General features: G+C 69.5%; 21 protein-coding genes and 1 other RNA gene. 7 read left to right on the top strand and 15 right to left on the bottom strand.

Features of this window, described 5'->3' with window-relative positions; translation table 11 throughout:
• Nucleotides 1-45: 45 nt before the first annotated feature.
• The 11 genes from rsmH to dapF all read right to left on the bottom strand — a co-directional run bounded on the left by rsmH (nucleotide 46) and on the right by dapF (nucleotide 12,167).
• On the bottom strand, nucleotides 46-969 hold the full coding sequence (rsmH, locus tag GTO19_RS17470) for a 16S rRNA (cytosine(1402)-N(4))-methyltransferase RsmH (RefSeq protein WP_291020325.1): 924 nt from the start codon (nucleotides 967-969) through the stop codon (nucleotides 46-48).
• An 8-nt stretch (nucleotides 970-977) separates the two neighbouring features.
• A complete protein-coding gene (gene mraZ / locus GTO19_RS17465; RefSeq protein ID WP_070397235.1) occupies nucleotides 978-1,394 on the bottom strand; it encodes a division/cell wall cluster transcriptional repressor MraZ in 417 nt (138 codons plus the stop codon).
• A gap of 563 nt (nucleotides 1,395-1,957) precedes the next feature.
• Complete coding sequence (gene hslU / locus GTO19_RS17460) at nucleotides 1,958-3,289, bottom strand: ATP-dependent protease ATPase subunit HslU (RefSeq protein WP_291020323.1); 1,332 nt, start codon at nucleotides 3,287-3,289, stop codon at nucleotides 1,958-1,960.
• A gap of 11 nt (nucleotides 3,290-3,300) precedes the next feature.
• The gene (gene hslV / locus GTO19_RS17455; RefSeq protein WP_009519073.1) at nucleotides 3,301-3,849 is read right to left on the bottom strand and encodes an ATP-dependent protease subunit HslV; all 549 of its coding nucleotides are present in this window, start codon (nucleotides 3,847-3,849) and stop codon (nucleotides 3,301-3,303) included.
• Nucleotides 3,850-4,020: 171 nt separating this feature from the next.
• Nucleotides 4,021-5,841, bottom strand: coding sequence for an STAS domain-containing protein (locus GTO19_RS17450; RefSeq protein ID WP_291020319.1), 1,821 nt, complete (start codon nucleotides 5,839-5,841; stop codon nucleotides 4,021-4,023).
• 31 nt (nucleotides 5,842-5,872) lie between these two features.
• Nucleotides 5,873-6,937: an RNA polymerase-binding protein DksA gene (gene dksA, locus GTO19_RS17445; protein WP_291020317.1), complete on the bottom strand. Its 1,065-nt coding sequence runs from the start codon at nucleotides 6,935-6,937 to the stop codon at nucleotides 5,873-5,875.
• A gap of 256 nt (nucleotides 6,938-7,193) precedes the next feature.
• Nucleotides 7,194-8,282 (bottom strand): GTP-binding protein, encoded by a 1,089-nt coding sequence (locus tag GTO19_RS17440; protein ID WP_291020315.1) that lies wholly within the window; start codon nucleotides 8,280-8,282, stop codon nucleotides 7,194-7,196.
• A 64-nt stretch (nucleotides 8,283-8,346) separates the two neighbouring features.
• The gene (locus GTO19_RS17435; RefSeq protein WP_291020313.1) at nucleotides 8,347-9,531 is read right to left on the bottom strand and encodes a class I SAM-dependent methyltransferase; all 1,185 of its coding nucleotides are present in this window, start codon (nucleotides 9,529-9,531) and stop codon (nucleotides 8,347-8,349) included.
• A gap of 23 nt (nucleotides 9,532-9,554) precedes the next feature.
• On the bottom strand, nucleotides 9,555-10,505 hold the full coding sequence (locus GTO19_RS17430) for a tyrosine recombinase XerC (protein WP_291020312.1): 951 nt from the start codon (nucleotides 10,503-10,505) through the stop codon (nucleotides 9,555-9,557).
• Between the two features lie 58 nt (nucleotides 10,506-10,563).
• A complete protein-coding gene (locus tag GTO19_RS17425) occupies nucleotides 10,564-11,262 on the bottom strand; it encodes a DUF484 family protein (RefSeq protein ID WP_291020310.1) in 699 nt (232 codons plus the stop codon).
• 26 nt (nucleotides 11,263-11,288) lie between these two features.
• Nucleotides 11,289-12,167, bottom strand: a complete 879-nt coding sequence (gene dapF, locus GTO19_RS17420) for a diaminopimelate epimerase (protein ID WP_291020308.1) — start codon at nucleotides 12,165-12,167, stop codon at nucleotides 11,289-11,291.
• 221 nt (nucleotides 12,168-12,388) lie between these two features.
• On the opposite strand from dapF, the gene GTO19_RS17415 reads away from it, so the two are divergent.
• The 7 genes from GTO19_RS17415 to GTO19_RS17385 are packed head-to-tail and all read left to right on the top strand — an operon-like array spanning nucleotide 12,389 to nucleotide 19,817.
• Complete coding sequence (locus GTO19_RS17415) at nucleotides 12,389-13,396, top strand: ABC transporter ATP-binding protein (protein ID WP_291020306.1); 1,008 nt, start codon at nucleotides 12,389-12,391, stop codon at nucleotides 13,394-13,396.
• Nucleotides 13,397-13,449: 53 nt separating this feature from the next.
• On the top strand, nucleotides 13,450-14,736 hold the full coding sequence (locus GTO19_RS17410; RefSeq protein ID WP_291020304.1) for a PotD/PotF family extracellular solute-binding protein: 1,287 nt from the start codon (nucleotides 13,450-13,452) through the stop codon (nucleotides 14,734-14,736).
• A gap of 10 nt (nucleotides 14,737-14,746) precedes the next feature.
• The gene (locus GTO19_RS17405) at nucleotides 14,747-15,667 is read left to right on the top strand and encodes an ABC transporter permease (protein WP_291020302.1); all 921 of its coding nucleotides are present in this window, start codon (nucleotides 14,747-14,749) and stop codon (nucleotides 15,665-15,667) included.
• Nucleotides 15,667-16,560 (top strand): ABC transporter permease, encoded by an 894-nt coding sequence (locus tag GTO19_RS17400; RefSeq protein WP_291020300.1) that lies wholly within the window; start codon nucleotides 15,667-15,669, stop codon nucleotides 16,558-16,560. The genes GTO19_RS17405 and GTO19_RS17400 overlap by 1 nt, the downstream gene beginning before the upstream one ends.
• Nucleotides 16,557-17,315, top strand: coding sequence for a GntR family transcriptional regulator (locus GTO19_RS17395; protein WP_291020298.1), 759 nt, complete (start codon nucleotides 16,557-16,559; stop codon nucleotides 17,313-17,315). Before GTO19_RS17400 ends, GTO19_RS17395 begins: the two co-directional genes overlap by 4 nt.
• A gap of 7 nt (nucleotides 17,316-17,322) precedes the next feature.
• The gene (locus GTO19_RS17390) at nucleotides 17,323-18,063 is read left to right on the top strand and encodes an aspartate/glutamate racemase family protein (RefSeq protein WP_291020296.1); all 741 of its coding nucleotides are present in this window, start codon (nucleotides 17,323-17,325) and stop codon (nucleotides 18,061-18,063) included.
• Between the two features lie 53 nt (nucleotides 18,064-18,116).
• Nucleotides 18,117-19,817, top strand: a complete 1,701-nt coding sequence (locus tag GTO19_RS17385) for an MBL fold metallo-hydrolase (RefSeq protein WP_291020294.1) — start codon at nucleotides 18,117-18,119, stop codon at nucleotides 19,815-19,817.
• Between the two features lie 45 nt (nucleotides 19,818-19,862).
• Here GTO19_RS17385 and GTO19_RS17380 read toward each other — a convergent pair whose 3' ends face one another.
• The 4 genes from GTO19_RS17380 to GTO19_RS17365 form a co-directional block, all read right to left on the bottom strand.
• Nucleotides 19,863-20,438, bottom strand: a complete 576-nt coding sequence (locus GTO19_RS17380) for a porin family protein (RefSeq protein WP_291020292.1) — start codon at nucleotides 20,436-20,438, stop codon at nucleotides 19,863-19,865.
• Nucleotides 20,439-20,528: 90 nt separating this feature from the next.
• An RNA gene (gene rnpB, locus GTO19_RS17375) (RNase P RNA component class A) lies at nucleotides 20,529-20,878 on the bottom strand.
• 36 nt (nucleotides 20,879-20,914) lie between these two features.
• Nucleotides 20,915-22,270 carry an MATE family efflux transporter gene (locus GTO19_RS17370; RefSeq protein WP_291020289.1) on the bottom strand — a complete coding sequence of 452 codons (1,356 nt, stop codon included), beginning with the start codon at nucleotides 22,268-22,270 and terminating at the stop codon, nucleotides 20,915-20,917.
• Nucleotides 22,271-22,279: 9 nt separating this feature from the next.
• On the bottom strand, nucleotides 22,280-22,849 hold the full coding sequence (locus tag GTO19_RS17365; protein WP_291020287.1) for a DUF2239 family protein: 570 nt from the start codon (nucleotides 22,847-22,849) through the stop codon (nucleotides 22,280-22,282).
• Between the last annotated feature and the right edge of the window lie 12 nt (nucleotides 22,850-22,861).

Genomic DNA, 22,861 nt, shown 5'->3' with positions numbered 1-22,861 from the left:
CCCCCAAGGGGGTGCGAGCTTGCTTGGGGCGGCCCGGCGCGGCGCTCATGCCGCCACCTCCGTGCGCGTGGCCACGCGCATGACGGCGCTGCGCGCGCGCGGGTTGGCCTGCACCTCGGCGTCGGAGGGCATCACGCGGTGCACGTCGGCCAGGCGCGTGGGCGCGGGCTCGGCGAACGGCGCGCGGCGGTCCACCACGGTGCGCGAATGGCGCGCCATGAACTGCTTGACCGGGCGGTCTTCCAGGGAATGGAAGCTGATGACCACGAGGCGACCTTGGGGCTTGAGCAGGTGCAGGCTGGCCTCTAGCGCCTGTTGCAGCTCTTCAAGCTCGGCGTTGATGAAAATCCGAAGAGCCTGAAATGTGCGCGTTGCAGGGTCCTTGCCCGGCTCGCGGGTTTTGACCGCGCCAGCCACGATTTCGGCCAGCTCGCCGGTGGTTCGAACAGGGCCCCGTTCCTGTCGGCGACGATCAATCGCCTTTGCAATCTGTGAAGCAAACCGTTCTTCGCCATAGTCACGAATGACCTCCGACAGGGTGGGGACGGGCACCGTTTCGAGCCACTGGGCCACGCTCTGGCCACGCGTGGTGTCCATGCGCATGTCCAGCGGGCCGTCGTGGCGAAAGGAAAAACCCCGCGCGGGGTCGTCGATCTGCGGGGAGCTCACGCCGAGGTCCATGAGCAGCCCGTCGGCACTGGCCGGCGGCAGGTCGGCGATGGAGGCGAAGCCGCTGTGGTGCACCGACACGCGCGCATCCTGCGCGGCGAGCTGGCGCGCCACTTCGATGGCCTGGGGATCCTTGTCGAAGACGGTCAGCCGCCCTTGGGGCGACAGCCTCTGCAGAATGGCGCGGCTGTGCCCACCGCGCCCGAAGGTGGCATCGACGTAGTGGCCGTCCGGGTTGATCGACAGCGCCTGCACGGCTTCGGTCAACAGGACGGTCAGATGGGTCCATGAGGTCTCCACCACCACCCTTAGAAGGAAAAGTCCTTGAACACGTCGGGCATCTCGGCCTTCATGGCCTCGGCCTCCTGCGCGGCATACACCTGGGCGTCCCAGAGTTCAAGGTAGGCGCCCATGCCGAGCAGCACGACGTCCTTGCTGATGCCGGCGGCGGCGCGCAATTCGGGCGAGACGAGCACGCGACCGGTGCCATCCACCTCCACGTCCATGGCGTTGCCGAGGAAGATGCGCTTCCACCATTGGGCCTGCATGGGCAGGTTGGCGATGCGACCGCGGAAGTCTTCCCAGGCCTCGCGGGGGAAGACCATGAGGCAGCCGTGGGGGTGTTTGGTGATGGTGAGGGAGCCGCCCAGGGCGTCGCGGTGCCGGGTCGGCACAGACAGCCGCCCCTTGGCATCGAGACTGAGCGAAGACGCGCCCTGGAACACCGCTTTGGACCCTCGGATGGCAGATACCACCACTTAATTGCACTAAATCCCACTGTAGCAGGAAAACACTCCCGCGCCAGGGGTTGAGTACACATTTTTTCAATGAAATCAACCACTTAGAGCCGATTTCGAGGGAGTTGGGACGCCAAAAAGCACATAAAAAGCAAGCACTTACAACAGGCAGTGCAAGTGAAGCTTCAAAACGGAAACGCCCGTGGGACGTTCCAGGGGCGTTTCACGAGGCGACGGGCGGTGGGGGTCTGGGTGGCTCGGCGTTCTCCTGCTTTCCCCGACCTTCTCCGACTTTCTCCGGCTGGTCCGGTCGTCGGCGACCGGGTGTCCGGCTCCGCGACTGTCCCCCGGAGCGGATCGCTGGCGCGCTCCGCTCCTCCTCCTNNCCACCGTGTCTGTGCTCGCGGACGCTGGGTGCCTTGCGCAGCGAAATAAAGGAGGAGGACCGGGCACAGCCCGGTCCGGGGGACATTCGCGGAGCAAGGCACCCAGTGGCCGCGAGCCCGCGAGGTGCAACGAGCGAAACCCGCCGAGCGCAAACCGAACAGCACTCAGAGGATGTACCGCGACAGATCCTCGTCCTTGCTCAGCGCCCCCAAGCGTTCCTGAACGAAGGCAGCGTCGATCGTCACCGTCTGCCCCTGTAGCTTCGCCGCGTCGAAACTCACCTCGTCCAGCAGGTGCTCCATCACCGTCGACAGCCGCCGGGCCCCGATGTTCTCGGTCCGCTCATTCACCTCGCACGCGATCTGCGCGAGCTGACGAATGCCATCGGCCTGGAACGCCAGCGTCACCCCTTCCGTGGCCAGCAGCGCCTGGTACTGCCGCACCAGCGAGGCGTGCGTCTGCGTCAGGATGGCCTCGAAGTCGTCCACCGACAGCGACTGCAGCTCCACGCGGATGGGAAAGCGTCCCTGCAACTCCGGGATGAGGTCGCTCGGCTTGGACAGGTGGAACGCCCCGCTCGCGATGAACAGGATGTGGTCCGTCTTGATCGGGCCGTACTTGGTGGACACCGTGGTGCCCTCCACCAGGGGCAGCAAGTCGCGCTGCACGCCCTGGCGCGACACCTCGGCCGTGCCGCCGGTGTCGCTGCGCGAGGTCACCTTGTCGATCTCGTCGATGAACACGATGCCGTTCTGCTCGGCGTTGTGCAGCGCGCGCGTCTTGATCTCGTCCTCGTTGACGAGCTTGGCCGCCTCCTCATCGATCAGCAGCTTCATGGCCTCGGCGATGCGCAGCTTGCGCACCTGCTTGCGCCCCGCACCGAACTGGCCGAACAGGCCTTTCAATTGCTCGGCCATTTCCTCCATGCCGGCCGGGCCCATGATTTCCATCGTGGGGCGCGGCTCGGCCAGCTCGATCTCGATTTCACGGTCGTCGAGTTCGCCTTCGCGCAGCTTCTTGCGGAACGCCTGGCGCGTGGCGCTGTCCGGTGTCGCCTGCGGCTCGAAGCCCACCGCGCGCGGCGGCGGGATCAGCGCGTCCAGGATGCGCTCCTCAGCTGCGTCCTCGGCGCGGGAGCGCTGCTTGCGCATCTCGGCCTCGCGCGTCTGCTTGATGGCGATGTCGGCCAGGTCGCGCACGATACTGTCCACGTCCTTGCCGACGTACCCGACCTCGGTGAACTTGGTGGCCTCGACCTTGATGAAGGGCGCGTCGGCCAGGCGCGCCAGGCGGCGCGCGATCTCGGTCTTGCCCACGCCGGTGGGCCCGATCATGAGGATGTTCTTGGGCGTGATCTCCGGGCGCAGCTTTTCATCGACGAGTTGGCGGCGCCAGCGGTTGCGCAGCGCGATGGCCACGGCGCGCTTGGCGTCGTTCTGGCCGATGATGAACCGGTCGAGCTCGGAGACGATTTCCTGGGGTGTCATCGAAGACATGTCAAACGGCCTCAGTCGAGCGTTTCAATGGTGTGGTTCATGTTGGTGTAGATGCACAGCTCGCCCGCGATCGCGAGCGACTGGCGCACCACGTCTTCGGCGCTGAGCTGGGTGTGGTCGACCAGGGCCTTGGCCGCGGCCTGCGCGTAGGCGCCGCCCGAGCCGATGGCCACGATGCCGTGCTCGGGTTCGAGCACGTCGCCATTGCCGGTGATCACGAGCGCGGCGGTTCGGTCGGCCACGGCCAGCATGGCCTCCAGGCGGCGCAGCACACGGTCGGTGCGCCAGTCGCGCGTGAGTTCGATGGCGGCGCGCGCCAGGTGGCCCTGGTGCTTTTCCAGTTTGGCCTCGAAGCGCTCGAACAGGGTGAAGGCGTCGGCCGTGGCGCCGGCGAAGCCGGCGAGCACGCGATCGTTGTAGAGCTTGCGCACCTTGCGGGCGGTGCCCTTGATCACGATGTTGCCGAGCGTGACCTGGCCGTCGCCGCCGATGGCGACCTGAACGCCCTGCGGGGTTTCCCGGCGGACGCAGACGATGGTGGTGCCGTGAAAGGATTCCATGGGATGCCAAATGGGGATGCGAGAGCCCCCCTCAAGGGGCCACTGAGAAAAAGCCGGCGCGCGACCCGCCCGCACGACGTGGTCCAGCCGGGGGCACCGCGGAACCGGCTTTGCCGGGCCGCAGGTGCCGCCCCCTAGAGGGGGTCGCGCGCAGCGCGGCGGGGGTGTACTTCAGTCATTGCGCAGAACGACCTTCGCGTACTCGGTGATGCCGATGACGTGGAAGAAGGCCGAGACCAGCCGATGCACATCGACGAACTGCACCAGCCGGTTCTGCGCGTGGTGGTTGGAGACCCAGTTGAGCAAGGTGCCCGCGGCCGAAAAATCGACGCGGATCAGGTTGCGGCACGACAGGATCAGCACGTCGGCGCCCTCCAGGCGCTGCTCCAGCATGTCGATGGTGCTCTGCGCGTCGCCGCGGATCTCGCCCGAGAGTTCGACCAGGCCCAGGTGGTTGATCGACGAACCGGGCTGGGAGTCGATGCCCGCCTCACCCGACAGGGTGGACTGCACGGCTTCGATCACCGATTCGCCGAGCACCGAGTGGCCTTCGTCGCCATCACCACGCACGGATTGGTAGCGGCAGCGGGGACGTTCCCACCCCGGTGGCGAGAGTTCGTAGGTGACGCAGAAATCCAGCGCGGTGAGTTCGAACTCGTCGGCGCGGTTCATGAGGCGCAGCACCGCCATGCGCAGCTCCCACCAGAGCTGCTCGACATCGCGGCGGCCCGAGTGCGTCATGTTCTTGAGCACGTCGCGCAGCTTGGAGCCGCCCACGAAACGCAGGTCGACGTCCTGATCCGTCCACAGCGTGACGATGCCCAGCAGGGCGCGGGCGGCTTTCTGGTCCATGCTGGTGAGCAAGGTCCAGTCGAGCACCCAGGGCGAGCGCGCGCGCGACAGCACGTTCTGCAGCGTGCCCACGGCGTGCGCGTCGAGTTCGGGCTCACAGGCCCAGACGGCGCGGGCCTGCGTGGCCGCCGCCGGTTCCTGGGCCGCGCCGACCATGCGGTGCACCGCGGCCGGCATGTCGTACCACTGCGGGGCCGAGCGGCTGAAGCGGTTCACGAACTCCACCGCGCGGCTTTCGAAGGGGGCCAGCTGGCCGGTGGCGCGGTACAGATCGAACAGGGCGAGCCAGTCGGCCTCCTGGTCGACCCGCGGCCCACCTTCGGACACGGCCTCGAGCAGGCCCTGTTCGGCGCCCGCGTCGTCGCCGTTGGCGAAGCGGATCGCGGCCTCCTCGACCTCGGGGTCCTGCGCGACTTCTTGCACGTCGAGCGCGTAGAAGTGCGAGGCGGAGAATTCGGAGCCCTGGCCGCTGGGCGTGCCCGCGCGTGGCGCCATGAGGCCGGTGCGTGGACCGGCGCTGGCGGGCTTCACGGGCGCCGGCGCCGTTGCGGCGGTCGCCGCGCGCAGGTCCATGGGTTCGGTGGGCTGGTGCTCACGCGGCGCCGCGGCGTTGAGCAGCGGAGCGGGTTCGGTCACGTCGTACTGGGCGCGCAGGCGAGCCGGGTCCACCTGCGGCAGCGGCCGGATCGGCGAGGCCTCGCGGCCCTTCTGCGGCAGGGTGCCGGGCGGCTGCGCGGCGCTGTTGGGGCCGGGCGAGCCGGTGCTGGTGATCGAGTCCGCGCCCTTGGTCTTCCACCACTGCATGGACATCTGGGCTTCGATCTCGTCGATCTTCTTGAGCGTCATGGCCCGGTCGTCGGGCTTGGAGGGGATGCTGCTCTGGAAGAAGGACGGGCGCATGCCCTGCGCCTCGGCCGGGCTGCCCTCGCGCGAACGGATCTTGCGCAGCATGTCGAACTCGCGCTTGCGCACGAAGTCGTTGCGCCGCTTGCGCTCGATCATTTCCTTGAGCGCGGCCTTGCTGTACTCGCTTTCGCGGTCCGACTGGCGCGTGTCCAGATCCGCCCAGCTCGTGGTCGGGTGGCGAACGAACTTCACCACCTTGGAAAGAAAGCCGCCGCTGGAGTCGTCCTTGGACATGGAACCGGGCCGTGGATCGATCAGCCGGCGCTCAGTCGCCGAACATCTTCTGCTTGAGTTCGCGGCGCTGTTGCGCTTCGAGCGAGAGGCTGGCGGTGGGCCGCGCGATGAGCCGGCCCACGCCGATGGGCTCGCCGGTTTCGTCGCAGTAGCCGTAGTCTTCCGCGTCGATGCGGGCGAGGGCCTGCTCGATCTTCTTGAGCAGCTTGCGCTCACGGTCGCGCGTGCGCAGCTCCAGGGCGTGCTCTTCCTCGATGGTGGCGCGGTCGGCCGGATCGGGCACGACCACGGTGTCCTCGCGCAGGTGCTCGGTGGTCTCGCCCGCGTTGTTCAGCATGTCGGCGCGCAGGCGTTGCAGCTTGAGCTTGAAGAAGGCCAGCTGCACGTCGTTCATGTACTCGCTGTCGGGCATGGCCTGCACGTCCTGATCGGTGAGCTGCTCGACCGGCAGGGTCTTCCAGTTGTTGGCCCGCTTGGGGTCCTTCTGGAGGGATGAGGGGGCGGGGGGCGTCATGACGGTTCGTTCATTCATGTGGGAGAAGGTCGCCTTGGCGGCGTCCGGGGCGTGGCTGGGGACCGAGGCCGGCTGGGACATCTGCGCCAGCATGACCTTGCGGGCCTCGCGCTTGCCCATGGGAGGGGGCGAGGGTTCGATGACGATCGGCGGGGGCGGACTGGCCACCTTGGCCTTGGAAATGACGGCCTTGGCCGCTGACGCCGCCTTGGCCGCCGACGTGACGGCCTTGACAGGCGCGGCGGCCGCTTTCGCGACGGGCTTCACGGCCGCTTGTGCAGGTGCCTTCTTCACCGGGGCCTTCGCGGGCGCCTTGGCCACGGCCTTCTTGGCTGCCGCCTTGGCCACTGGCTTGGCAGCCGCCTTCGTGGCCACCGGTTTGGCGGGCGCCTTCCTGGCAGCGGCCTTCACGGCGGGCTTTGCGGGCGCCTTGGCCACGGGCTTCTTCACCGCGGGCGCCTTCTTGGGCGCGGCCTTGGCCGAGGCAGACCTGGCCGTTGCAGCCGGCTTGGCGGCACGCGCGGAGGCGCCCGAGGCGACGGACTTGCCTGCTTTCGCTGCCTTGGAAGCCGGGGCTTTCACAACGGGTCTCCTTAGGATGGCTGGGGCGCCCCTGACAAGGGATCATGCCCGGCGCGTGGACCGATGGCGACAGGTCGAAACCCGGACCCGCCTTCGGCGAAGGGGCTGTTATACCCCCATGCTGTGTGACAAAAGTCCCGTTCGATTCGGGGCGCGATTGTAGCCATGCGCGAAACGGGATCGGCGCCGGCCGGCAGCCCGCGGTGCGCCGAAGCGAGACAAACGACACGGCAGGCCCCGTGCACCGGCCGGTTCGTCAGACCAGGCTCTGCTCGAGTCCCTGTTCGAGGATGTCGCGCGGCAGGTCGATGCCGATGAAGACCATCTTGCTCACGCGCTTTTCGTCGGGGCCCCATTCGGGCCCGAGGTCGCTGCCCATGAGCTGGTGCACGCCCTGGAAGATGACCTTGCGCTCGGTGCCCTGCATGTGCAGCACGCCCTTGTAGCGCAGCATGCGCGGGCCGTAGACCTGCACGATGGCACCGAGGAAATCCTCGAGCTTCTCGGGACTGAAGGGGCGCTCGGCCCGGTAGACGAAGCTCTTGACGTCGTCGTCGTGGTGGTGGTGATGGCCGTGGCCGTGGCCGTGCTGGTGCGAGGGGTGGTCGCAATGCTCGCCGTGGGCGTGGTCATGGTCGTGGTGGTCGTGCCCGTGGTGCTCGTGGCCATGGTCGTGATCGTGTTCGTCGGCCTTGAGGAAGTCCGGGTCGATCTCGAGTTTGGCGTTGAGGTTGAAGCCGCGCAGGTCGAAGACCTCCTTGATGGCGACCTCGCCGAAGTGCGCGGGCCGCATGGCCGCGCGCGGGTTCATGTGCTTGAGGCGGTGGGTCAGGGCCTCCACCTCGTCCGGGGAGACCAGGTCGGCCTTGCTGATGAAGATCTGGTCGGCGAAACCCACCTGGCGGCGGGCCTCCTGGCGGTCGTTGAGCTGGTCGGCGGCGTGCTTGGCGTCCACCAGGGTGACGATGGCGTCGAGCAGGTACTGCTCGGCCACCTCGTCGTCCATGAAGAAGGTCTGGGCCACGGGGCCGGGGTCGGCCAGGCCGGTGGTCTCGATCACCACGCGCTCGAAGTCGAGCTCGCCCTTGCGCTTCTTCTGCGCCAGGTCGGCCAGGGTGGCGCGCAGGTCGTCGCGGATGGTGCAGCAGATGCAGCCGTTGCTCATCTGGATGATGTTCTCGGTGGTGTCGGCCACCAGGATCTCGTTGTCGATGTTCTCTTCGCCGAATTCGTTTTCGACGACGGCGATCTTCTGGCCGTGGGCCTCGGTGAGCACGCGCTTGAGCAGGGTCGTCTTGCCGGAGCCGAGGAAGCCGGTAAGGATGGTGGCGGGGATCAGGGCCATGGTGCTTGGAGGGGTGGGGACAGCGAAGGCGGACGAGTGTAGGCCAGCAAGATGCACGCCCGCTTCAGGGCCGGCGCATCACCACCAGGCCCTTGAGGTATTCGCCCTCGGGAAAGTTCACCGTCATCGGGTGGTCACAGGCGCCGCCCAGGCGCTGCAGGAAGACGCCGTCCACGCCCGCCTCCAGCCCGGCCGAGGCCACGATCTTGTGGAACAGCTCCACGCCCACGCCGCCGGAGCAGGAGAAGGTGAACAGCACACCGCCCGGGCGCAGCAGCTTGAAGCCCAGGCGGTTGATGTCCTTGTAGGCGCGCGCGGCGCGCTCGGCGTGCGCCGCGGTGGGCGCCAGCTTGGGCGGGTCGAGCACGATGCCGTCGAACTGGCGGCCCTCGTCGATGAGGCGGCGCAGGCTGGCGTTGACGTCGGCGTCGAGCCACTCGCAGCGCGCGGCGTCGAAGCCGTTCAAGGCCACGTTGGCGCGGGCCTGCTCCAGCGCGGGGCCGGAGGAATCGACCGAGAGCACGCGCCGGGCGCCGCCCGCGAGCGCGGCCACGGTGAAGCCGCCGCTGTAGCAGTAGCCGTTGAACACCTCGGCCAGCTTGAAGCGCTGGACGAGGTCGCGGCAGGCGGCGCGGCTGTCGCGCTGGTCGAGGTAGTAGCCGGTCTTGTGGCCGCTGGCGACGTCCAGGCCGAGGCGCCAGCCGTGCTCGTTCAGCTCGAGCGCGGTGCCGCCCTGCCCGCGCAGCCAGCCGGTGGCGTCGGCCAGGCCTTCCAGGCGGCGGCTGCTGGTGTCGCTGCGCTCGTACAGGCGCTCGCAAGCCGTGAGATCGACCAGGGCGTCGGCGATCACGTCCTTCCAGCGCTCCACGCCGGCGGCGCCGAACTGGGCGACCAGGGTGTCGCCGTAGCGGTCCACCACCAGACCGGGCAGGCCGTCGGACTCGGCGTGCACCAGGCGAACGCCATCGCTGGCGATGGCCAGGCGTTCGCGCAGGGCGATGGCGGCGCGCAGGCGGTCCTTGAAGAAGGCGGCGTCGATGCGCTGGCCTTGATCGAAGCTCCAGGCGCGCACGCGGATCTTCGAAGCCGGGGAGTAGGCGCCCCAGGCGAGGAACTGGCCGTCGGCGCTGTCCACGCGCACGGTCTCGCCCGGGTCGGCGCCGCCCTTGGCGATGGCGCCGTCGAACACCCAGGGGTGGTGTCGCTGCAGCGAGCGTTCCTTGCCGGGCTTGAGTCGGATGGATTTCATGGCCGCGATTGTCGCGGCCGCGCTCACTTGCCGCGCGGCTTGCGGGCCTGGGCGCGCGGGTGGGCGGCGTCGTACACCCGCGCCAGGTGCTGGAAATCGAGCTGCGTGTAGACCTGCGTGGTGCCGATGTTGGCGTGGCCCAGCAGTTCCTGCACCGCGCGCAGGTCGCCGCTGGACTCCAGCAGGTGGCTGGCGAAGGAGTGGCGCAGCATGTGCGGGTGCACCGGCGTGGCCAGGCCCGCCTTGAGGGCGCGGCGCTTGAGCCGCACGCGGATGGTTTGCGGTGTGAGCCGTTGGCCGCGCTGGCCGATGAACAGCGCCGCGTCCTCGCGCGCGAACGCCACGCGCAGGTCCAGCCAGCGCCGCAGCGACTCCAGCGCCGCGCGTCCCACCGGCACGCTGCGCCGCTTGCTGCCCTTGCCGAGCACGTGGGCCTCGCCCTCCTGCAGATCGATCCAGCCGCGCGCCGTGCCGCTGGCCGCCACATCCAGGCCCACCAGTTCGCCGATGCGCAGGCCGCAGCCGTACAGCAGCTCGGCGATGCAGGCGTCGCGCGCCTCCAGCGCCGGGTCGTCCTCGGCGTCCTCGTAGCTCGCCAGCCGCACGGCCTCGTCCACCGGCAGGGCCTTGGGCAGGGGCTTGCCGGCCTTGGGCGCGCGCACGTCGTTCACCGGGTGCTGCTGGATGAGGCCCTGGCGGCCAAGCCAGCCATAGAAGCCGCGCCAGCCCGAGAGGATGAGCGCGATGCCGCGCGCGCTGCGCCCGCCCGAGTGCATCTGCGCCACCCAGCGCCGCACATGCGCGGGCGTGACGTCCACCAGGGACACGCCGGCCTCGCGCGCGTTCGCCTGCAGTTTTTCCAGGTCGGCGGTATAGAGCGCCAGGGTGCGCTCGGCCAGGCGCTTGTCCACGCGCACGTGGTCCAGGTAGGCCCGCACCAGGCCCGCGTCGTCGTGGCGGGCCGGTGGCGTCATCAGAAGACCTCCGCGCCACGCGCCGCGGTGCGAGCGCGCTCGGGTGGCCGGGCCGCGCTCATTCCACCGCCGCGGGCACCACCGGGCGCAGCCGCGACAACGCGGCGCTGGTGAGTTCGCCGATGCGTTCGAGGAAGTCGGTGCCCATGTCGGGGGCGAAGCGCTGCGGGTCGGACGAGGCCAGCACCAGCAGGCCGAAGGCCTCGGGCGCGGCGCCTGCGCGCAGGGGAATCAGCGCCAGCGAACTGGCCGATTCCGGATCGGCCAGCCACTGCGCGGCCTCCAGGCCCGGGTTGTGGCCGCAGTACGGCAGCGCGAGCGAACTGGCGAAGGCCTGGGCGTCTTCGCTGGCGCCGTGGGCGTAGTCCTCGTCGTCGAACTCGGCCGACACGTCCCAGACCTTGATGGCCACCTGCGGCACCAGGAACTGCGCCGCCAGCTCGGTGGCGGCCACGCGCGGCAGCTCGCGCGCGTCGCGCACCAGCAGAAGCTCGCGCATCCAGCGCTGCAGCTTGTCGGCGATGGCGGTGTTCTCCTTGCCGTGGCGCAGCAGCTCGGCGCCCTTGAGCTCCAGGCCGCGGATCTTCTCGCGCAGCATCTCGGCCTGGCGTTCCTGCAGGCTCACCGCGCGCCCGCCGTGCGGGCTGGTGAGCTGAACCGCCGCCAGCAGGCTGGCGTGGCGCTCGAAGAAATCGGGGCTGTTGGCCAGGTACTGGGCGATGTCGTCTTCGGTGATGGGCGGGATCGGCTGGTTCATGGTCTTGGGCGGAAGAAGCGATCGTTTCAGTTCAATGCATCGGGGACGGTGATCTCGCCCTCGAACACGGGGGTGGCGGGGCCGGTCATGAACACCGGGGCGTCGTGGCTGGCGGTGTCGATCCATTCGATGGTGAGCACGCCGCCGCGGGTGTGCACGTCAACGCGCGAGCCCAGCCAGCCCAGGCGGATGCCCGCCACGACCGCGGCGCAGGCGCCGGTGCCGCAGGCCAGGGTTTCACCGGCGCCGCGCTCGTACACGCGCAGCTTCACGGTGCGGGTGTCGACCACCTGCAGGAAGCCGGCGTTGACGCGCTGCGGGAAGCGCTCGTGGTTCTCGATCAGCGGGCCCCACGCCGCCACGGGCGCGCTGTCCACGTCGTCCACCCGCAGCACGGCGTGCGGGTTGCCCATGGACAGCACGGCCACGGGCTGGTCGCCCGCGTAAGGCACGGGCAGCGGCCAGCGCTCGAAGTTGCCGAGCTTCTCGGCCTTGAGGCCCCTGGCGTCGAAAGGCACCTGGGCCAAAGCGAAGACCGGTGGGCCCATGTCCACGGTGACGCGGCCATCGGGTAGGCGCTTGAGTTCCAGCACACCGTTCTTCACCTGCACGCGCAGCGGGTTGCGCTCGCTCAGGCCTTTGTCGTGCACGTAGCGCACGAAGCAGCGGGCGCCGTTGCCGCAGTGTTCGACCTCGCCGCCGTCGGCGTTGTGGATGACGTACTCGAAGTCCAGGCCGGGCCCGGGCGCGGGGCGCACGGAGAGGATCTGGTCGGCGCCGACGCCGAAGTGGCGGTCGGCCAGGAAGCGGTACTGGGCCGCGTTCAGGCCGAGCAATCCGCGCGTCTCGTCGAGCACGACGAAGTCGTTGCCCGCGCCCTGCATCTTGGTGAAGCGGATCTGCATGGGCGCGAATTATCCGCGCACGGAACCTGTGCGGGCGCGGCGCACGCAATCGACCCACGGCGCGCAGGGCTGGTGCGCCTCGCCACGGTGCGCACGCACCGGCGGGCGTCGCCCGGCTCCCCCGCGCCCCAGTACCGTGCACAAACGGCCGGATTCTTGTACGCAATCGGTGCCGGATTGCGTACAAACCGCCTGGCACAACTCGTGCAAGCCGGTGGCGCATGCACGCCGAAGCCCCCACCCCCGCCGCCGTCGAGCTGATCGCGCTGACCAAACGCTACGGCCCCGCCAGCGTGGCCGTGGACAGCATCGACCTGCGCATCGCCCCCGACAGCTACTGCTGCCTGCTGGGGCCATCGGGCTGCGGCAAGAGCACCACCCTGCGCATGATCGCGGGGCACGAAAGCACCACCAGCGGGGACATCCTGCTGGAGAACCGCAACATCACCACGCTGCCGGCGGCCAGCCGCGGCACGGCCATGATGTTCCAGAGCTTCGCCCTGTTCCCGCACCTGACGGCGCTGGACAACGTGGCCTTCAGCCTGAAGATGAAGGGCGTGGCCAGGGCCGAGCGCCAGGCCAAGGCGCAGGCCCTGCTGGAGCGCGTGGCCATGGGTCACCTGGCGCAGCGCAAGCCCGGCGAGCTCTCGGGCGGCCAGCAGCAGCGGGTGGCCCTGGCGCGGGCGCTCGTCACGCAGCCGCGCGTGCTGCTGCTGGACGAGCCCCTGTCCGCGCTGGACCCCTTCCTGCGCATCCAGATGCGCGCCGAGCTGCGCCGGTGGCAGAAGGACCTGGGCCTGAGCTTCATCCACGTGACGCACTCGCAGGAAGAGGCCATGGCCCTGGCCGACACCATGGTGGTGATGAACCAGGGCCGCATCGAGCAGGTCGGCAGCCCGCACGAGGTCTACAACCGCCCCGCCACCGAATTCGTGGCCCGCTTCATGGGCGGGCACAACGTGCTGGCCACCGCCGACGGCAAGGTGGCCGTGCGCAACGACCACATCAGCCTCGACGAGGCCCAGGCCGGCGCCGACTGGCAGGCCACCGTGAGCGACGTGGAGTACCAGGGCACCTACGTGCTGCTGGGCCTGCGGCTCGACGGCGCGGGCAACGAGGCGGTCTCCGTCATGCTGCCCGAGGCCCGCTTCCTGCAGCGCCCCTACCGCCTCGGCGAGCGCGCGCGCCTCACCTGGGACCCCCAGCGCGCCCACCGCTTCGCCGCCTGATGCCCTTCCCTTTCCCCGCCCTCCCCTTCACCCACCCACTCAGGAGCACACCCATGTCCGACCCCATCGACAGCAAACCCGGCCCCGCCGGCATCTCGCGCCGCAGCCTGCTGCAGGGCAGCGCCGGCATGGCCGGCATCCTGGCCAGCGGCCTGGCGCCGGCCGTGCACGCGCAGGAGAAGATCGTGCTGCGCTACCTCGGCACCGCGGTGAACCAGGACAAGGCCATCGCCGAGAAGTTCAAGGCCGACACCGGCATCGAGATCCAGTACGTGGCCGTCACCACCGACGACGTGACCAAACGCGCGGTGACCGCGCCCAACAGCTTCGACCTGATCGACACCGAGTACTTCTCGCTCAAGAAGATCGTGCCCACGGGCAACCTCAAGGGCATCGACACGAAGAAGATCAAGAACGCCGACAAGATCACCACGCTCTTCACCACCGGCACGGTGGGTGGCAAGGCCGTGGGCGACCAGGGCACGGCGCCCAAGAAGGTGATCTTCCTGGAGGGCGAGAAGAGCAAGGCCTTCGCCAAGTCGCCGACGCAGTTCATGAGCCTGATCCCCACGGTCTACAACGCCGACACGCTGGGCATCCGGCCCGACCTGATCAAGCGCCCCATCGGTTCCTGGGCCGAACTGCTCAACCCCGAGTTCAAGGGCAAGGCCGCCATCCTGAACATCCCCTCCATCGGCATCATGGACGCGGCCATGGTGGTGGAGGCCATGGGCCTGCACAAATACCCCGACAAGGGCAACATGAGCAAGGCCGAGATCGACCTCACGATCAAGACCCTGATCGAGGCCAAGAAGGCCGGCCAGTTCCGCGCGCTGTGGAAGGACTTCAACGAGTCGGTGAACCTCATGGCCTCGGGCGAGGTGGTGATCCAGTCGATGTGGAGCCCGGCCGTGACCGCCGTGCGCACCAAGGGCCTAGCCTGCACCTTCCAGCCGCTCAAGGAGGGCTACCGCGCCTGGGCCGCCGGCTTCGGTCTGCCGGCCACCCTCAGCGGGCGCAAGCTCGACGGTGCCTACGAGTTCATCAACTGGTTCCTCGACGGCTGGGCCGGCGCCTACCTCAACCGCCAGGGCTACTACAGCGCGGTGCTCGACACCGCCAAGGCCAAAATGGAGGCTTACGAGTGGGCCTACTGGATGGAGGGCAAGGCCGCCGAGAAGGACATCAAGAGCCCCAATGGCCAGTTGCTGGCCAAGGCCGGCGAGAAGCGCGACGGCGGCTCGTACGAGGAGCGCATGGGCGGCATCGCCTGCTGGAACGCGGTGATGGACGAGAACGAGTACATGGTCCGCAAGTGGAACGAGTTCGTCGCGGCTTGAGGCGCCACCCATGAGCAGCACCACACCAGCGGCGCACGGCGTCGCCGACACGCCCGAGCGGCCGGTGGCGGCCTGGTGGCAGGCCACGCCGTACACGCTGGTGTTCGTGCTGTTCTTCCTTCTGCCCCTGGGGCTGATCCTGATGGTCAGCTTCTGGGACTTCAACGAGTACGAGCTGCTGCCCGGCTTCACGCTGCGCAACTACGCCAGCATCTTCGAAGGCTGTGGCGCGCTCACCGACCACGGCGATTTTTGCGTCACGCTCTCGACCTACCTGTCCACGCTGAAGTTCAGCTTCCTGGTCTGGCTCATCACGCTGGTGCTGGGCTTCGCGGTGGCCTATTTCCTGGCCTTCCATGTGCGCTCCAGCGGCGTGCAAACGGCGCTGTTCGTGCTGTGCACCGTGCCGTTCTGGACGTCCAACGTGATCCGCATGATCTCCTGGGTGCCGCTGCTGGGCCGCAACGGCCTGGTGAACCAGGCGCTCACCGGCCTGGGCGTGGTGGACGAGCCGGTGGAGTGGCTGCTGTTCTCCGACTTCTCGGTGGTGCTGGCCTTTGTGCACCTGTACACCATGTTCATGATCGTGCCCATCTTCAACAGCATGATGCGCATCGACCGCAGCCTGCTGGAAGCGGCCAGCGACGCCGGCGCCAGCGCCTGGCAGACGCTGTGGAACGTGATCGTGCCGCTGTGCAAGACCGGCATCATCATCGGCTCCATCTTCGTCATCACTATCGTGATGGGCGACTTCGTCACCATCGGCGTGATGGGCGGCCAGCAGATCGCCTCGGTGGGCAAGATCATCCAGGTGCAGACCAGCTACCTGCAGTTCCCGCTGGCGGCGGCCAACGCGGTGATCCTTTTGGCGGTGGTGCTCATGATCATCTGGGGCCTCACGCGGCTCGTCGACATCCGGAAAGAACTCTGATGCAGGCCCGAGTCTCCGATGCCCGCGCACCCGGCTTCTGGCCGCTGGCCTTCGTCTTCGCGCTGTTCGTGCTGTTCATGTACGGACCGATGTTCGTGATCTTCGTGCTGAGCTTCCAGGGGCCCGAGGGTGGCCTCACCTTCCCGTTGCGCGGCTTCTCCCTGCACTGGTTCCGCCAGCTCGCCGAGGGCCTGGGCACGGTGGACATCGGCTCGGCCTTCCTGCGCTCGCTGGGCCTGGGCGCGGTGGTGATGCTGCTCACCGTGGTGCTGTCGGTGCTGGCCGGCCTGGCCTTTCGCAAGCGCCTGCGCGGCGGCGACGCGCTCTTCTACGTCACCGTGGCCAGCCTGATCATGCCGTCCATCATCGTCTCGCTGGGCATCGGCCTGCAGTTCCGCCTGCTCGATGGCGGCATCAAGTCGGCGCTGGAAGCGCTGGGCGCCACCGCCACGCTGGAGGGCTACGGCACCGCGCTGGGCCTGTTCACCTCGGCCCTGGGCGCGCACCTCACCTGGACCCTGCCCTTCGGCCTGCTGATCATGTTCGCGGTGTTCAACCGCTTCGACCCGGCCTACGAGGAGGCCGCGCGCGACCTGGGCGCCACGCGCTGGCAGAGCTTTCGCCACGTGGTGCTGCCCCTGATCGGGCCGTCGGTGATCGGCATCGGCATGTTCGGCTTCACGCTGAGCTGGGACGAGATCGCGCGCACCTCGCAGGCCATCGGCGACGTGAACACGCTGCCGCTGGAGCTGCAGGGCCTGACCTCCACCGTGACCACGCCGGCCATCTACGCGCTGGGCACGGTGACGACGGTCGTGTCCTTTCTGGTGATGGGTCTCACGGTGGGACTGGCCGTGTGGCTGGGGCGGCGCCAGGGCAAGGGGCGCCGATGACACGCATGCCCCCGCGCGGCGCGGTCGCCGCATCGCCGCGCGGCCGACGCGCCGCCGCCAGCGCCAGCCCGAGCGACCAGGACATCTACGACCGCATGATCTCCGCCGTGCTGGACCACCGCCTGCTGCCCGGCACCAAGCTGGTGGAGGACCGCCTGGCCGAGGCCTTCGGCGTGTCGCGCACGCGCATCCGCCCGGTGCTGGTGCGCCTGGCCAACGAGAGCATCGTCACGCTCACGCCCAACCGCGGCGCCACCGTGGCGCAACCCAGCGAGCAGGAGGCGCGCGAGGTGTTCGAGGTGCGCCGCCTGGTGGAGGCGCCGCTGGTGGCGCGCTTCATCGCCCACGCCGAGACCGCGGACATGCAGGTGCTCACCCGCTGCATCCGCGACGAGGAGGCCGCGCGCGGCGCGGGCGACATGCACCGCGCGATCCGCCTCTCGGGCGACTTCCACCTGCACATCGCCGAACGCTCGGGCCACGGCACCCTGGGCGGCGTGCTGCGCGAAATGGTCTCGCGCACCTCCCTGATTCTGATGGCCTACAGCCCCACGCACGGCCGCGCCAGCGAGGACGCCACCGCCTGCGGCTGTCAGGAACACCGCGCGCTGCTGGCCGCCATCAAGCTGCGCGACGCGAAAGAAGCGGCGCGGCTGATGGACGAGCACCTGCGCCGGCTCGAGGCGCAGCTGGTGTTCCCGCCCGCGCGCGACGGCGGACCGGACCTGCTCGACCTGTTCGGCGCGCCGGATTGAACGCGCCATGCGCGAGCTGCTGGTCATCAACCCCAACACCTCGGCCTCGGTGAGCGCGCTGCTGCAGCGGCACGTGCAGGCCGCGGCCGGCTCGCACGTGCGGGTGCGCACCGTCACGGCGCGCTTCGGCGCGCCCTACATTGCCGACGAGGCCAGCTTCGCGGTGGCGGGCCACGCGGCGCTGGACGCCTGGGCGGCGGCGCTGGCCACGCCCGATCGCACGCCCGACGCGGTGCTCATCGGCTGCTTCGGCGACCCGGGCCTCATGGCCCTGCGCGAGTCCAGCCCGGCACCGGTGACGGGCCTGGCCGAGGCCTCCTTCATCGAAGCCGCGCGCCACGGACGCTACGCCATCGTCACCGGTGGCGAACGCTGGGGCCCCATGCTGCAGCGGCTCGCGCAATCGCTCGGCCAGGCGCAGCAGCTCGCGGGCATCCACACCGTGGTGCCCACGGGCGCGCAGCTCGCGGCCGATCCGGCGGGTGCGCAGCGCCTGCTGGCCCAGGCCTGCGCCGATGCCGCGCGCCAGTTGGGCGTGCAGGCCGTCATCCTGGGCGGCGCCGGGCTGGCGGGCATGGCAGCGGCGGTGCAGGCCATGGTGCCGGTGCCGGTGATCGACAGCGTGGTCGCGGGCACGCACTGGGCGCTGCGCAGCCCACCACTGCCGCCCGTGCGTGGCACGCCGGGCTTCGACATCGCCTGGCAGGGCCTGTCGGCGGAAATGCGCGCGCTCGGGCCCGCTGCCTGAGCCCCGCCTGCCGGCGACTGCGCGCCTGCGGTCCCTCGCGCACAATCGCGCGCATGGTCCGCCCCACCCAGCTCCTGCACCCGCCCCGCCCCATCGCGCCGCTGCGCCCCGCCGCCACCGTGCTGCTCCTGCGCGACGGCCCCGACGGCGTCGAAGTCCTGATGACGCGACGCTCGATGACGGCCAGCTTCGCGCCCGGCGCCTACGTCTTCCCGGGCGGCGGCATCGACGCCGCCGACGCCCAGGCCTTCGGCGCCGCCGCGCGACGGCCCACGCAAACCGACCTGCGCCTGACCCACGCCATCGCCGCCATCCGCGAGAGTTTCGAGGAACTGGGCGTGCTGCTGGCGCGCCGCGCGGACGGCGCCTGGGCCACGGCCGAGGACATCGCCGCGCTGGACCGCCGGGCCCCCTTCGCGCCGCAGTGCACCGCGCGCGGCCTGCGGCTGGCGGCCGACGAGGTCTTCGTCTTCGCGCACTGGATCACCGACCGCGACCTCCCGCGCCGCTTCGACGTGCCCTTCCTCATCGCCCGCATGCCCGAGGGCCAGGAACCCGTGGCCGACGAGAGCGAGCAGTTCGAGCCGCAGTGGGTGCGCCCGGCCGACGCGCTGGCGCGCCACGCGGCCGGCCAGTTCTTCATCATCTTCCCCACCATCCGCACGCTGGAGCGCCTGCAGGCGCACGCCACGGTGCAATCGGTGCTCGACGCCTGCGCCGCGCACGACGAGCCGCTGTGGACGAGCTGCCCGCGCGCGGGCCAGGTGCGCGGCCGCGAGTCGCGCCACATGGAGCACGAGCCGCCTTTCGGCGAGCTTGCGCTGGTGTGTCCCGACGGTCAGATCGTGCACCCGCTGGACTGGCAGCACGAACAGCCTGTGCCGCTGCTCAAGCACGTGATGCGCCTGACCGCGCCCAACAGCGGCGTGATGACGGGCCCCGGCACCAACAGCTACATCGTGGGCGACCCGGCCAGCGGCTACATCGCCATCGACCCCGGCCCGGACGACAGCGCGCACATCGAGCGCCTGTGGCGCGCCTGCGGCGCGGATCTGCGCGCCATTGTCTGCACGCACTCGCACCCCGACCATTCGCCCGGTGCCGCCCGCCTGCAAAGCCTGTGCGCGCGGGCCGGCGCCACGCCGCCCCCCATCCTGGGCCTGGCCAGCGCGGCCACGGCGCGCGAGAACAGCCGCTTCACACCCGATCGCGCCCTGGCCGACAACGAGCGCCTGGTGCTGCAGGCGGCGGACGGCACCACGCACACGCTGATGGCCGTGCACACGCCCGGCCACGCGGCCAACCACCTCTGCCTGGTGCTGCTGGAAGACGGCCTGCTGTTCTCAGGCGACCACATCCTCAACGGCAGCACCACCGTCATCGACCCGCCCGATGGCGACATGAGCGCCTACCTCGGCTCGCTCGAGCGCCTCGCGGCGCTGTGCGACGGGCACGGCATCGACTTCATCCTGCCCGCGCATGGCCATGTGCTGGGCGACCTGAGGCGCACGGCCGACAACCTGTCCGCTCCCGTGGAGGGCGGCGCGCGGCGCGCCATCGACCAGCTCAAGGCCCACCGCCTCGCCCGCGAGGCCAAGATCGCGCGCGCCATGCAGGCGCGGCCCGACGGCGGCCTGGACGACTGGGTGCCGCTGGCCTACGACGACGTGCCCGAGCGCCTGTGGCCGGTGGCGCGGCGCTCGCTGCTGGCGCACGTCGAGCGCATCCGCGCGCTCGGCGGCTTCAACGCCTGAGCGCGGGCCGCGCGAGGCGGCCTGCCCTCGGACGATGGGGCTCGTTCAGAAGCGCCGCCCGTACATCAGGCCCACACCCTGGAGCTTGATGTCGTCCTTGTCGTAGTAATTCATCCAGTTGGCCTGCAGATACGACACCGGGCTCAGGTTGACGTTGATGCCCACGCCATAGGCGCCACTGGTCCCCGTGTCGTCCACGTCGATGCCACCCGTGGACAGCTTCAGCTTGGTGCGCACCACGCCCGCCCGGGCGAAGAGCTCCACGCGGTCGCCGATGGGCAGCGTCGGCTTCACGAACAGGCCATACATGTGCGGGATCTTGGCATCGACGCCGGTGTTCACGCCATTGAGCTTGATCTCGTCCTTCATCACGTTGCCGGCCACCTGGCCTTCAATGGCCAGGAAGGGCCACAACTGATAGCCCAGCGTGCCGGTCAGCAGGCCGGGCTTGGCCTCGGCGCGCAAGGGGCCATCCTCGGCCTCGAGCTTCAGTTGCGACAAACCGATCTCGCCGTACAGCCTGGGGTCGGTCGTGGACTGGACCCGCTGCTGGGCGGAGGCGGCGGTGACCACCCCCACGGCGAGCAGGGAGGCGAGCAAGGGTTTGCTGAGGTTCGTCATGTGCGGTCCTTTCGTTGGAGAGAAACACTCCCGGACCCGATGGCAATTGCCGTTCCCACCCCTGGGGCCTTGCGCATGACGGAAAGAAAAGTGTGAAGCGCGCCGATAAGCCGGATTCTGTGCGTCCCGGTTGCCCGGAACGTGACCGCCATTCTTCTGGGCCGCCGGTCACCCGGACGGCTCGATGCCACCTACCCGCCAGCTCCGCGGGACCACATCAACGCTGGCCTATTTGGTGTTGCTGCGCGTAGAGATTGCCCGTTTCACCCGAACTGAATCGGCTCGTCTCTGTTGCTCTGATCCTCACCTTAGGGCCCCTCGGGCGAACCCTCGGGGCTTGTCGGTGGAGAGGTGTTACCTCCTACGCTGCCCTGTGCAGTCCGGACGTTCCTCCAGCACACCCTTTCGGGTCTCGTGCCAGCGGCGGTCTGGCGCGCTTCACGGGCGGGATTATCTCCCGCGTCCTTGAGGGGTGCTCAGATCAGCCTTTCGATGCGCCGGTGCCGCCACACGAAGCGGTAGAACGCCGTCTGCAGCAACAGCATGGCGACGTAGGCCACGGGGAAGGCAATCCAGATGCCCGGCAGGCCGAAGCGCGCGTCCAGCAGCCAGGCCGCCGGCAACTGCACACCCAGGATGCAGAAGATGGAGATCGCCATGGGCACCATCACCACGCCGCTGGCGCGCATGAGCCCGCCCACGATGGCCTGGAAGCCGAAGATCAGGATGCTCCACAGCATGATGTGCAGCAGGTGCTCGGCCTGCAGCCGCACCTCGGCCTGCGTGAGGAACAGGCCCAGCAGGTGGTGCGACAGCGCGTAGCCCAGCAGCACCAGCGCGCCCGTGAGCACCAGGTTGAGCCAGAGCCCGGTGCGCAGGATGTCGCCCAGGCGATCGACCCGCCCCGCGCCGATGGATTGCGCCGCCAGGATGGAAGTGGTGATGGCGATGGACAAGGCAGGGAACTGCACGTAGTTCACCACCTGCGTGACCGCGCCGTACGCGGCCGTGGCCTGTGAGCCATGGCCGTTCACCAGCGCCAGGATGATGAGTTCCGACACCGAGATCACCACCATCTGCACGCCCGTGGGCAGCCCGATGCGCATGACCTTGCCAAGGATGGCGCGGTCCAGCCGGAGCGCGGCGCGCATCTCGGCGTCGAAGGCCAACACGCTGCTGCGGCGCGCCAGGCGCCAGCCCAGGAACGCCAGTGCCATCGCGTACGACACCAGGCCCGCGTAGGCCGCGCTCTGGATGCCCAGCGGCGGCAGGCCGAGCCAGCCCTTGATCAGCGCCGGCGTGAGCGCCAGGCCGATCGCGGTGGACATCAGCAGCGCCATCAGCGGCGAGACCGTGTCGCTGACGCCGCGCAGCAGTTGCGTGAACAGGATGAACACCAGCAGCAGCGGCATGATCAGCAGCATCACGCGCGCGTAAGCCACGGCGTCGTCCAGCACGTCCAGCGGCGTGCCCAGGGCCTGCATGGCGGGCCGCGCGAACACCACACCCAGCACCGCGGCGGCGATGCCGATGAGCGCACCCAGCATGAGCGCCGTGCCCGCGATCGCCTTGACCTTGTGCGGCTCGCGCGCGCCCCAGGCCTGGCCGATCAGCACCGACGCACCCGCGCCCAGGCCGATCACCAGCGAGATGAAGAAGAACACGATGGGGAACATGCCCGACACCGCCGCCAGCGCGTGCGTGCCCAGCATCTGCCCGATGAAGATGCCGTTGAGCGTGCCCGACAGCCCCTGCAGGATGTTGGACAGCACCATGGGCACGAGGAACACGAGATAGACCCGCCAGAGCGGGCCTTGGGTGGAGGGTGGCATGGGAGGCAATCAGTGATGGGGGGCTATGGGTTCGGTGAGCGTGAAGGCGTCGCGCGCGAGCCAGTTGGCGTGCGCCTGCACGTCGGGCGGCCAGGGGGCGATGTGGCGGGAGAAGGCGCTCGCATCATGGGCGAACAGCGCACGCGAGGCATCCTCGAAGCCGGGGAAGCCACCCGCGATGGCGCTCATGAAGCGGTAGGCGCGCTCGGTGGCCTCGCGCTGCGCGTCGCGCCCGGCGTTCGCGCGACGCGCCTCGTCCACCAGCCGGCGCAATGCGGCGGAGGCACCGCCGGGCTGACGGCCCAGCCAGTCCCAGTGGCGCGGCAGCAGGGTCACCTCGCGCGCCACCACGCCCAGGCGGGGGCGGCCCACCTGGGGGGCCGGGGCCTCGCGGGGCGGGGACGGTGGTGACGGCAGGGGATAGTCGATCTGGGCACCACTGGCGTCGTCGAACACCAGCAGACCACCAGCCGACAGATCCAGGGCGGCCAGTGCGCGGGCCACCTCGTCGTAGGCGCCGAAGGCCACACGGCGGGCGCCCAGGAAGGCGGTGCATTGGGGGGTAGCTTCTTCAGACATGCGGCGAATTAT

The sequence above is a fragment of the Hydrogenophaga sp. genome, from assembly GCF_011772445.1.
Classification (GTDB): Bacteria; Pseudomonadota; Gammaproteobacteria; order Burkholderiales; family Burkholderiaceae_C; genus Hydrogenophaga.
This window is presented reverse-complemented; position numbering and strand designations above follow the sequence as displayed.